The sequence below is a fragment of the Geminicoccus harenae genome (assembly GCF_019800005.1).
Classification (GTDB): Bacteria; Pseudomonadota; Alphaproteobacteria; order Geminicoccales; family Geminicoccaceae; genus Geminicoccus; species Geminicoccus harenae.
The window spans coordinates 1-10,280 of the sequence record NZ_JABGCL010000064.1 but is presented as its reverse complement, the minus strand read 5'-3'; the positions used below and the strand labels follow the sequence as shown (position 1 = coordinate 10,280).

Below are 10,280 nucleotides of genomic sequence, written 5' to 3'. Positions count from 1 at the left end.
CTGTTTTGCCGGCTCAAGAACTGGCGGCGCATCGCCACCCGCTACGACCGCCTCGCCCGGAACTACCTGGCCGCCCTCGCACTCGTCGCCGTCGCCTCAGCATGGACCTGAATGAGTTCCCTACCTAGGGCGCAGACTCGAGCGACAGTTTGGCGCCAAACATGTCGAGTTGCTCAGTGTCCGCCCTTGCTCTCCTGACGCTCCCGAGGCGCGGCAACGCTGTTCGTTGGCGGGAGGTAGTAGTCCTTGAGCGTCGGATGCACCGCTTTGGCCGGATGAGTATGAGTCGCTGTCGCCACGGCCACCGCGGCACCCGCCGCCTCGGCCGCCGCGATGCCGGCCGGCGCCTCACCATCCGCTACGAGCGGCCTCGACATCCTCACCGGCTTCCACCTGCTCGCCGCCAGCCTGATCTGCTTCAACTTCGTGACGAGGTGGTTTTGTTAGGCACTCTTAATCCATTTGATCTGGGTCACCCCAAGCACGCCATAACTGAGTAATTCCGAACGAGTTGCGCCCACGGCCTCGTTGCGAGCTCTCATAATTCGACTATAATGTTCGGTCTTCGCGAGTCCAATAGGATCAAACAGCTTCGCCAGAGTGACAACCTTGGCATCGCTGGAGGTTGACATGAACACTCGTGTTCTAGTGGCTACTTGCTTCACAACATTGCTGAGCATGACCGGTGCAGGGGAGGCTGCGCAGTGGCAGGTATGCGGAGACATCCGCAACTTCAATCTTACCAGTTGCGAGTTCCGCGGCAGGCCAGGAACGCATTGGGAATATGGAATCGTATGGAATTCACCCGAACCACTTCCCTCGGTCTGCGTCACATGGAATAGAGGCATCAGAATTCATAATAAAGAACCACACTTTGTGAACAGCGACAATCCTACTCTCGGCCAGAGATGGGGTGGATTCGTGTTTTATCAGGGAACCGATGCGTCAGATGACAATGCATGTACGAACGGCTTCAGGCACAGATACTGGGTCCTAGACACAAATAACGTCGTTACTATGACAAGCAGTAACGGATGTTTCTTTGATTACCCAGTCTATTGCCGCCGTCGTTGATAATGCTGTGCGGAGGAACTTTGCTCACTGTTCAAGGCTTAGCGGGGTGCAGCTTCCTTGGGCGTCCTAATGGCTCTTTTGGGTTCCTCCGCTTGACCTCAGTCTTGGCCGACCACGCAGGAAGCGGTGCACTGGCCATCCTTCAGCGCGTCGACCCTCGATCCGTACGTCACCTTCTCCAGCGCCTCGGATAGCTGAGGGACGTGAAGGCCGGCGCTGCAGTGGCCAAAGTTCATCCCCGCCACCCGACCGAAGAACAGCAGGACGACCATATGGCCACCATTACGGGAACCGAGGGCAAGGATCTCCTTTACGGCACCCCGCTGAAGGACCTGATCGATGGCCTGGGCGCCAGCGATATCGTGTTTGGTCGGGCTGGGGATGATCGGATCTATGGTCGAGCCGGCGCCGACCGGCTCTATGGCGAAGGCGGGACGGACTACATCTCGGGCGGGGACGGCAACGACGTTCTGTTCGGCCAGGACGGCCGGACCGGCTCTGGGGTGATGCCGGGGATGACATCATCAACGGCGGTGCTGGCAACGACGACCTCTATGGCGGCGACGGCAACAACACCCTGAAGGGCAACGAGGGCAACGACCGGCTCTACGCAGACTTCGGCATCGACCGCCTGGACGGCGGTAGTGGCAACGACCAGCTCTTCCTCGACAGTCCCGGTGGTCGGATGGTCGGTGGCGACGGTGACGACATCCTGCATTCCACCGGCAGCAGCACCCTCTTTGCCGCCATCCTGATCGACGGTGGGGCTGGCAGGGATACGTTCGTTTATGCCTTTGGAAATGATCCGGATCCGAACGACAACCCTTACGGGCAGATGTCCGACAGCAACAACCTGATCACCGACTTCCAGAGCGGCCAGGACAAGCTGGACATCTCCGAGCGCTGGACAGACCCCCACAAGAAGGTCCGGATCGACTACACCTTCGACATGCTGGACACGAACAAGGACGGCGTGCTCGGCCTGGGCGATGCCGGCGCCTCGATCACCCAGCCGTCATTCTCGGGGATCAAGGCCGATAGCCTCACCATCAACTTTTGGCAGATGGCGGGTGGGTCCGCTGGGGCTACTGGTCGGCTCGTCTTGTATGGGGTGACCGAGCTGCACCCGGGTGACCTTGTGGCCGGCTAGGCCATGATCACCGCATAGGTCTGGCCGTATTTGTCGTAATCATACGGACCTGGGGCAGGCGGGACAGTGCCGGCCAAGGACTCGCCGCTCCGCCGGGCACTCCTTCGCGCCGGCGGCGGGAACGGGACTGTCCGGACCCCATGATCGACTTCATCCGACCGACCCTATCCGACTTGCCCGCCCACCCGGTTGAGATCGCGCCACCCTTGCCCCATGGTACTATTAACCAGTACCATGCCCATATGAACCGCCGCCACCGCGCCACCTTGGAAGCGATCTTCGCCCGGCCCGTGCCCAGCACCATCCGCTGGTCGGACATCGAGTCCTTGTTCGTGGCCTTGGGTGCGGAGGTCCGGGAACGCGCCAGCTCCCGGGTCGCGGTGGTGCTGTTCGGTCAGGTGCAGGTGTTCCACCGCCCGCACCCCCGGCCGGAAACCGACAAGGGCGCGGTGGTGGCGATCCGGCGGTGGCTGGATTCGAATGGAGTGAAACCATGAAGAACATCATGGAGGTCGACGGCCAGAAGGCGGTGGTGAGTTTCGATCCGGAGATCGGTCTATTCCGTGGCGAATTCCTGGGCCTGACCGGCGGCGCCGACTTCTACGCGGACTCGGTGGCCAAGCTGATGGAGGAGGCCCGCATCTCGCTCCAGACCTACCTGGAGGAATGTCGGGCCAGGGACATTGAAGCCTTCCGCAGCTATTCCGGCCGGTTCAACCTGCGCATCGATCCGCAGCTCCATGAAGCGGTGGCGGCCGCTGCGGCGGCGGCACAGCAGTCGATGAACGACTGGCTGGCCAGCCGGATCGAGCGGGCGGTGAAGGAGGAGGCGTAGAAAATCATCACCCGGCTCTGTGGGAGCCGGGTGATGGAGAGAGGCCAAATAGGGGCGGACTGGCCAATCCTGCCGGTCGCGGCGCGGAACATGCCCAGCGCTGCCTACAGTTTGATGACGCCCAGTTGTCAATCACCTGATCGCTAGATCACCCATGCGTTGACGGGCTTCCATCGGCCGCACCGCCGATGCACTTAGCCTCTCGTCCAAGTCCAGGAGGACGCATGTTCGATCAACTTCAGCAGCAGACGCTCGCCATTCGGATCGCCGCCGCCATGGCGGAGCAGACCGCCTGGATGACTACCGAGCGGGAAGATCGCCGCCGGCAGCTGCGCCGCCAGCCGGATCAGGGCTGGCAGGAGGTGGCTACGGTGGTCACGGAGGCGCGGCAGGAACGGGCTGCTGCCGACTAGAGACTCGCCTCCAGCGCCCCTCGCAAGTCGCCGATCCGGGTGATCCGCCACTGGAGGTGATCGGCGGCAACGAGGAGGCCCTTCTCTCGGTCGCGCCGCCGCTGGGTATCGTCGAGCAGGAAGTCGAAGCCATCAGTGTCAGCGCGCTCACGGAGCATGTGCGTCAGGAAGTCGAGGGCGTGATCAAGCGCCCAGCGGGCGCTTTTGGCATCCCAGCGTCCGACCGGCCGCAGGTTGCTGGAGATGATCGCGGTCGCGGTGGCGCATAGGTCATCGAGGGCGCGCTGATCCGAGGGGCGCATGCTCCGCTTCCCGCTGCGGTGGCCTGCTCGCCCGAGGCGTACAACAACCGCTAAGTGTGGTCTGCCGCTCGTCAGGGTGGTGGCGACGCATAAAGTCGCACCCTTGGGTCATGGCGGCGACCTGGGTTCGTCCCGGGCACCGCTGAGCGCGGACAGGCCATTGTGCAGGTCAAAGTACCCGCGCCCGCCGCACTGCTGACACTTCAGCCGCGGCTCCAACTGCTGCAGCGTCCGATCCCACCCACACCGCCGGGCCAGCTCCTCGGTGATCATCCAGACGCGCCGCCGGCATAGCCGGCAGCAGGCCAGGATGCGGATGTAGAAGGGGAATTGGTGAAGCCGTGGCCGATCGGTGTAGAGCGCCATCGCTAACGCAGCGTGTTGGTGATGGTGATTTGGTTCAGCTCCTGGTTCTGGCACCGGCAACAGCGCAATCGCTGCTGAATGTCGGCCAGGGTCCGGGCGTCGCCGAGGAACCGCCGCTGCACTTCACCCTGCCGGCCGCACCTGCTGCATCGCGCGGTGAGCACATGCCATGGACGAAGTTCGCGCAGAATGTTCTTGAATTGTTCCATACATCGGAAATAGCCCGGTCGGGACGGGTCGGTCAGGACTCAGCTCTCTGTCGTCGGCCGCGCCGCGATCCAGCGCCGCAAGGTCACCCGCACGAACCACGACCCGACTGGCTGACAGGCGGACCACCAACATGGGATAGGAGATGCCGCCGGCTCACCTCGGCGGGCGAAGCGGAGATCGAGCGCCGCATCCAGGCCGGCGAGCCGGCTGCTGACATCGCCCGCTCCATGGGAGTGCAGCCCTGTACGGTCGCCAACCGCCGCAAGAAGCTGGGCGAGCAACCTAGGTAGGGATGCGACAGGCATCCCAGCCTGCACGATGACGTGCTGCTGTGGGAACCAGGGCCGATGACCGGCCAACGGCTGGAGGGAAACCCGCCGTTACCATGACGGCAGGCGCCCCACCAAACATCCTGGCTCCCGGTTGCGACAACGGCCCACCGCGATGAGCAGGACAAGCGCCTTGCCGAACTGGCGGTTCAGGTGCGGCAGCTCATGGAGCGACAGCAGCACACGTTCTGGCAAAGGGTGCGGAGCACGATCACCCCACGAATAGCCGGCCCCAGCCCCTAGGGCTTAAGCGTCTCCCACCCGCACCGTTGACATGTGGAGGGACGCAACCTGTCTTGTGCTTGAACGACAAAGTCCTGCCTGACCATGGCGGGCCTTCAGAAACGTAAGCAGCCGGCAGCGCCTCTCAGGTGCGTGGTGAGCGGATCTGAGTATCTATTGCAACAACCCGCAACCGCGAAAGCCCGCTTCCGGCGAAGATTAAAGACATGCGTCATGGGTTTATTTGCAGAATGGCAGCCGCGTTACGCGGATCATGATCTTGCAATCTTTCCATGTATTATCGATGGCAAGGATAAGAAACCTGCTGCCGCAAACCTGCACAGGGTTAAGCTTCAAGGTTCACGCGAGCTTGCGAAAAAACCCAAGTATCGTGATTCCGACGCCTTCGGGCTCTGGCTGAACCACTCCCCCCTCGCCGTGCTGGACGTGGACTCGACGGACGAGCACGTCCTGGCAGATGGCCTTTCCCGGCACGGCGACAGCCCGATCGTGATCCGGACCGCGTCCGGCAAGTTCCACGCCCTCTACCAGCTGCCGGCAGGAACGCCGCGCGCCCGCCTGGTCAAGCCGGCCGGTGGCAACGCGGATACCGACTACCTGATCGGCCAGGGGCTCTGGATCTGCGCGCCCTCGCTCAGCCCGGTCGGGCAGTACCAGTTTGCGCAGGGTTCCCTCGACGACCTCGACCGGCTCCCTCCGATGCAAGGGCTGGAGGGGATCGAGGGAATAGACGGCTCTTTCCGGACCAAGCCCCCGGCACCGGGCAAGCCACACGCGCCGCCGGTACCAGGCATGGGCGGCAGAATCGGCGAGGGCAGTCGCAACGAGACGCTGTTCAAGCGCTGCTTGGGAGCAGCCCGCCACTGCGATAGCTTCGATGATCTGCTCGATGTGGCGCGCACCTATGCCGAGGACGCATTCTTTCCACCGCTGCCGGATGCCGAGATCGAGAAGACCGCGCGATCCGCGTGGGGTTATCAGGCTAGGGGCGAGAACTGGTGCGGCCGTGGCGGCGTCGTGGCAGTCGCTCATGAGGAGGTGGATGGCCTCATGATGGAGAACCCCGACGCCTTCCTGCTACTGACGAAGCTACGGCGGCACCATTGGGGACAGGGACGCAACTTTTTCATCGCGAACGGTATGGCTGAGCAAATGCCCGGCGGGGGATGGCCTCGCAAAAGGCTGGCCGCGGCGCGGCGGCATCTGGAGACACGCCAGTTCGTTGAGGTCGTCCGTCCGCCAAGCACGTTCCGTGGCGCGGCCCGTGGCGCGGCGCTCTATCGGTTCAAGGCTGGTCGAATTTGACCACCTAATAGAAATAGACACTCCCCCCTTCTGACCGCCGGGCGCTCAACCGGCGCGCATCGCTTAGGACAGGCCGGCGTCAAGCCGAGCCCTGCAGATAGCACGAGACGGCCAGGACCAAGCGGTCAGGCGGGTGGATCGCAGCGCCGTCCGGTAATGACGCTACGGGGAAAGCGACCTCAGGTTCACGGTGTCGGCCGCTTGGCTGCAACTGCATCAAGATAGCGGCGCGGCCGCTAGCATGTGCTATAGTGCGCTTGCTTGCTTGATAAGCACCGCCTGTTCTGGCGCGGGATCAGCACGGAAGCCGCACCACCATGTCTCTGTGGCTCAGCGCGACCCCGGCGGCCGATCCCGTCACTTCGCCGAGATGAAGGCGCAGCTGCACTGGAAGCTGGACGAGATGGCTCATTCAACGGTCCATGTGCCAGCACTGAGCAGGGCCCTCGACCTCCAAGGTCGAGATGCGTGTCTGCCAGTTCCGGCATCGCGTCACGCCCGATCTCCGGCGGGAGCATGACCGGCAGCGGCAGGCCGACAAGTGACGGCCAAAGGAACGACGCTGCGCGCCGAATATGCGGTTCAGTGCCGGCGCGGATCCAGCCATGGCCAGCCGGAGGGATCAGCCGGGCGGCCTGGTACCGGCGACGTGCGACAAGTCTGTCCCGTTGTATGGTGGGAGAATCCCGTCTTGAGGAGGCGGCCATGCCATGACCACCAGCGACGGTGCCCGCCGAACCGGCGCATGGGGGAGGGGAGGGTAAATCTCTGGAACTTTCGCGGACAAGACCGCAGGCCCACCCACATGTGTATGATTGCGAAATTAAGTAATGGGGTTAAAGAAATTTCCTGCGCTTGGAGAGCACAATCCTCCGATATCCTCAAATGGATGAAGTGCCTCCAAGCATGGATTCCACCATATCCGCAGGAACATCTATCTCATATTGGCCGTCAGGAAGGCGGCATAGGCATGCTCGTCCATCTGCCCCGCGGCCAGCGCCAGCACCGCCTGCGTCGCCTCAGCCTCATCGGCGATGAAGGTCCAGCCGTTCAGCTCCAGGAACAGCACGCCGATCAGGAAGCCCGTCCGCTTGTTGCCATCCACGAACGGATGGTTGCGCACGATGCCGGCCGTGTAGAGGGCGGCCAGCATGGCCGGCTCGACCGCCTCGCCATAGGCCAGATGCTGGCGCGGCCGCGCCAGGGCCGAGCGGAGTAGGTCCAAGGAGCGCACGCCAGATGGGCCGCCGTCCAGCGCCAGCAGCCGATCGTGCGGACGAGGCGGCGCCGGCCAGCATCTGGCCGGGCGTCGCGGCTTCGATCCGCACCACCTCATGGCTGGTTGCGGGGCGGTGGTGGAGCCACGCGACCACATACATGCTCACCCTTCCGCAGCCGGGTGCATCCCGTCACCGTAGCGGCGGCGGCCGACCCGACAAGCGCCTTGTGCCACCCAGCCGCCATGCCTGGCCGCTTGCCGAAGGCTTCACCCATTTATGGTGTGCCGCATGGCCGGCCGTGTGCCGGCGACACCGTTTCAGGCCATTCTGCGCCGATAGAAGGCCTATTTTCTGGTTGTGGCTCGGAAAGACAATGAAGCAGACCTGCTTGGTCTTCTTGGCAACATCCCACTGATGCTCGCACGCTCGTAGCGACTTCTGTTCGCTGACACGTTGAACCGGATTGGATAGTTTCTATCGTGTACACGGGGTCGGTTTACCTTCCGCCGGCTCGCCTGATCTGCGTCTTCCACCTTGCTGCCCGGTCCCTCGCCGGGCGGTCTTTTTATGCGCAGCGGCCGATCAGACGCCCCCCGGCTGGATCAGCACGGCGAGCCGCTCTGCCTTTTGTTCTTCCCACGCCAGTTGGTCTTGGTGCAGGCGGAGCGATTCCTCCAGGGTCGCCAGCACCGCGCGGAACGGGCTGGTGTCGTGACCGTCCCGGTCCAGCGCGGCGACCCGGGCCTGCTGCTCGGCGATGTGCCGCTGGCCCTCCTGCACGTACCGGCAGGCCTGCGCCAGGATGGTCTGGTTGTCGGGCATGGTGGTTGCCGGAACTGGAACTCTACATCATCTTAGCTTTGCGAATGGTGATTCAGCGGAGTGCCTCAGGGCGTCGGCAGGTGAGGTTGAACATCTTGAGCGAACGAAATGAGACGCCTTAGGAGTGGGGAGACGCTCTTGCTCAATCAGAGGCGGCTTGCGTGCTCCTGCGCCGACCGCCGACCTTGATCCGCGGCGCCAACTCCTGCGCCACGAGCTTGCGTGGCCGGCCTGGCTTGCGCTTGGCGGCCACCATCTCGGCTACCACGGGTGCTGGCGGCTCGACCGGCGCTGTTGCCGGCTGAGCCAGCACCGCCTCGGGTTCCGGAGCACTGGCACTCTTGACCTGCCTTGCCGGCCGCAAAAGCAGGCCAGCTTGGGTGAACTCGATCTCCAGTCGGTCGCCAGTAGCGACGTCCAGATGCTTGCGGGCATCGGCTGGCAGGCTGAGCCAGCCGTCATAGTGCAGGTGGATGGTGGGCATGGGGCTCTATTTTCTGAAGAGAAAGATACTTCTGCCAAGAAGACCATTGTCCGCCCCACCCCGTCGAGCAGCACTTTAGCCGAGCGACCTTAAGGTATGTCTCGCCGGGCCGGATGTAGCGGCGAGACATCAGCGCTCAGCATCGATCCGAAAAGCGGTCATAGGCGTCGATGCGCGTGACCCGGAGCTGGACCGGGTGCCCGTAGATCTCCGCTTGAAGAAAGGCCAGCTCGGCTTCCCGGCCCGCCTCGTCGACATCGCGATACCAGCCGCGTGGTGCTGGGCCCGTCCGATCGCTCCAGCGATAGCCGCGGGCCTTCAGCTGGTCCTTGCGGTCATAGGGGGAGTCTTCCGCAAAGATGCGCCAGGTCGGCGTGCGCGCCTGCGCCAGCAGCCTGGTGAGGGCGAGGATGCCGCTCTTGGGCAGCGGGGTCGCCAACAGCTCGATGGTGGCAAGACAATCGTTCTCGGCCCGGTGACGGTCGTAGAAGAACCCGGCACCTGCAGCGAGATAGGCGAGCTTGAGCCCTTCATGACCCTCCGCCGCCCAGTCGACCTGCGCCATTGAGCAGGCCCAGGGCTTGCGGGCGAAGAGCGGGCAGAAACGCTCCAGGAAGCGGCGGTCGAAGGCGGCGTTGTGCGCGATCACCAGTGCCGCCGGCGCGGCAAAGGCGGTCACCTCGGCAGGATCGATGGTCTGGCCGGCCACCATCGCATCGTCGATCCCGGTGATCGCGACGATCTCCGGCGGGATCGGCTGTGCGGGCTGCCGCAGGCGCTGGAAAGCGTCGCCGACCGCGAAGATCCGACCGTCCAGGGCATAGGTGAACGGGACCATCGCCAGCTCGATGATCTCGTGCCGGGCAGGATCCAGGCCGGTCGTTTCCACATCCACGAACAGCCCGATCCGGGTGGCCGACCCATCGGCGATGTGCGGGTGCCGGCGCGGCACGAGACGGCGGAGCACGCGGTAGTCGCCGCTCGCCTCCAACCTCTGCGCCATGTCCTTCAGGTCCATCTATCCCAATTCGTCGGTAACCCTGCCACGGTTGCGCCTGCCCGAAGGACGGCTGCCCCGCCGAGCATAGCCCGGCCGCACGCTCGTCCGGCGCTGCCGTGCGGATCCAGCCATAGTGGGGGTGATCTTGGATCAGCTCGAGCTGGCTGCGGATCCGGTTGCGCTCCAGCCAGCCGATTTTGGCCTCCAGCTCGGCCTGGGTCATGACGCCCCGCGCCTTGCCGAACAGCCGCTCCAGCACGGCGTTGTAGGCGTGGTAGTCGCAGGGCTGCCCCGGCTGGCGACGCAGTTCTCCAGCCACGACATGCCTGCCTAGCCTGCGAGCTCGCTATCCCAGCGTCGTGGCCAACAGTCAGTTAAGGATAATGCACGCCCCCTTCCGCCCGCAGCGGGTCATCCTGCCGGTTGGGCAGAGGGATGAACTCCGACTCGTCGGCTGGCACGGTGTCGAAGCGGCCGCGCGCCCATTCCTCCTTGGCCGCCGCGATCCGCTCAGGCCGCGAGGAAAC

13 protein-coding genes and 2 pseudogenes are annotated in these 10,280 nt (G+C 64.0%); 8 read left to right on the top strand and 7 right to left on the bottom strand.

All coding sequences use genetic code 11. The features are described 5' to 3' along the window. A pseudogene (locus tag HLA95_RS25895) lies at window positions 1-111 on the top strand (IS5/IS1182 family transposase); the annotation flags it as partial. Window positions 112-173: 62 nt separating this feature from the next. Here HLA95_RS25895 and HLA95_RS29845 read toward each other — a convergent pair. Continuing rightward, the gene (locus HLA95_RS29845; RefSeq protein WP_222184978.1) at window positions 174-383 is read right to left on the bottom strand and encodes a hypothetical protein; all 210 of its coding nucleotides are present in this window, start codon (window positions 381-383) and stop codon (window positions 174-176) included. 894 nt (window positions 384-1,277) lie between these two features. Here HLA95_RS29845 and HLA95_RS25885 point away from each other — a divergent pair. The 5 genes from HLA95_RS25885 (at window position 1,278) to HLA95_RS25860 (ending at window position 3,472) form a co-directional block, all read left to right on the top strand. After that, on the top strand, window positions 1,278-1,655 hold the full coding sequence (locus HLA95_RS25885; RefSeq protein WP_255513170.1) for a calcium-binding protein: 378 nt from the start codon (window positions 1,278-1,280) through the stop codon (window positions 1,653-1,655). Further along, window positions 1,595-2,224, top strand: a complete 630-nt coding sequence (locus HLA95_RS25875) for a M10 family metallopeptidase C-terminal domain-containing protein (RefSeq protein ID WP_322100170.1) — start codon at window positions 1,595-1,597, stop codon at window positions 2,222-2,224. Before HLA95_RS25885 ends, HLA95_RS25875 begins: the two co-directional genes overlap by 61 nt. A 140-nt stretch (window positions 2,225-2,364) precedes the next feature. Continuing rightward, window positions 2,365-2,721, top strand: coding sequence for a type II toxin-antitoxin system HicA family toxin (locus tag HLA95_RS25870; protein ID WP_223861480.1), 357 nt, complete (start codon window positions 2,365-2,367; stop codon window positions 2,719-2,721). Then, window positions 2,718-3,059, top strand: coding sequence for a type II toxin-antitoxin system HicB family antitoxin (locus HLA95_RS25865; RefSeq protein WP_191059316.1), 342 nt, complete (start codon window positions 2,718-2,720; stop codon window positions 3,057-3,059). The genes HLA95_RS25870 and HLA95_RS25865 overlap by 4 nt, the downstream gene beginning before the upstream one ends. A gap of 224 nt (window positions 3,060-3,283) precedes the next feature. Next, complete coding sequence (locus tag HLA95_RS25860; RefSeq protein ID WP_191059317.1) at window positions 3,284-3,472, top strand: hypothetical protein; 189 nt, start codon at window positions 3,284-3,286, stop codon at window positions 3,470-3,472. Here HLA95_RS25860 and HLA95_RS25855 read toward each other — a convergent pair. Then, complete coding sequence (locus tag HLA95_RS25855) at window positions 3,469-3,774, bottom strand: hypothetical protein (RefSeq protein WP_191059318.1); 306 nt, start codon at window positions 3,772-3,774, stop codon at window positions 3,469-3,471. The genes HLA95_RS25860 and HLA95_RS25855 overlap by 4 nt on opposite strands. 395 nt (window positions 3,775-4,169) lie before the next feature. On the opposite strand from HLA95_RS25855, the gene HLA95_RS25850 reads away from it, so the two are divergent. Together HLA95_RS25850 and HLA95_RS25845 are read left to right on the top strand one after the other, a co-directional pair. Further along, window positions 4,170-4,640 (top strand): helix-turn-helix domain-containing protein, encoded by a 471-nt coding sequence (locus HLA95_RS25850; protein ID WP_191059319.1) that lies wholly within the window; start codon window positions 4,170-4,172, stop codon window positions 4,638-4,640. Window positions 4,641-5,135: 495 nt separating this feature from the next. Then, window positions 5,136-6,227, top strand: coding sequence for a bifunctional DNA primase/polymerase (locus HLA95_RS25845; protein WP_191059320.1), 1,092 nt, complete (start codon window positions 5,136-5,138; stop codon window positions 6,225-6,227). A 934-nt stretch (window positions 6,228-7,161) separates the two neighbouring features. Here HLA95_RS25845 and HLA95_RS25840 read toward each other — a convergent pair. The 5 genes and pseudogenes from HLA95_RS25840 to HLA95_RS29935 form a co-directional block, all read right to left on the bottom strand. Beyond that, the gene (locus tag HLA95_RS25840) at window positions 7,162-7,491 is read right to left on the bottom strand and encodes a type II toxin-antitoxin system death-on-curing family toxin (RefSeq protein ID WP_306422387.1); all 330 of its coding nucleotides are present in this window, start codon (window positions 7,489-7,491) and stop codon (window positions 7,162-7,164) included. A 538-nt stretch (window positions 7,492-8,029) separates the two neighbouring features. Next, window positions 8,030-8,269 carry a hypothetical protein gene (locus HLA95_RS25835; RefSeq protein WP_191059322.1) on the bottom strand — a complete coding sequence of 80 codons (240 nt, stop codon included), beginning with the start codon at window positions 8,267-8,269 and terminating at the stop codon, window positions 8,030-8,032. A gap of 142 nt (window positions 8,270-8,411) precedes the next feature. After that, the gene (locus tag HLA95_RS25830) at window positions 8,412-8,753 is read right to left on the bottom strand and encodes an AbrB/MazE/SpoVT family DNA-binding domain-containing protein (RefSeq protein ID WP_191059323.1); all 342 of its coding nucleotides are present in this window, start codon (window positions 8,751-8,753) and stop codon (window positions 8,412-8,414) included. Window positions 8,754-8,889: 136 nt separating this feature from the next. Continuing rightward, on the bottom strand, window positions 8,890-9,756 hold the full coding sequence (locus HLA95_RS25825; RefSeq protein ID WP_255592265.1) for a 3'-5' exonuclease: 867 nt from the start codon (window positions 9,754-9,756) through the stop codon (window positions 8,890-8,892). Between the two features lie 371 nt (window positions 9,757-10,127). Beyond that, window positions 10,128-10,280, bottom strand: a pseudogene (locus tag HLA95_RS29935) (pirin family protein); the annotation flags it as partial.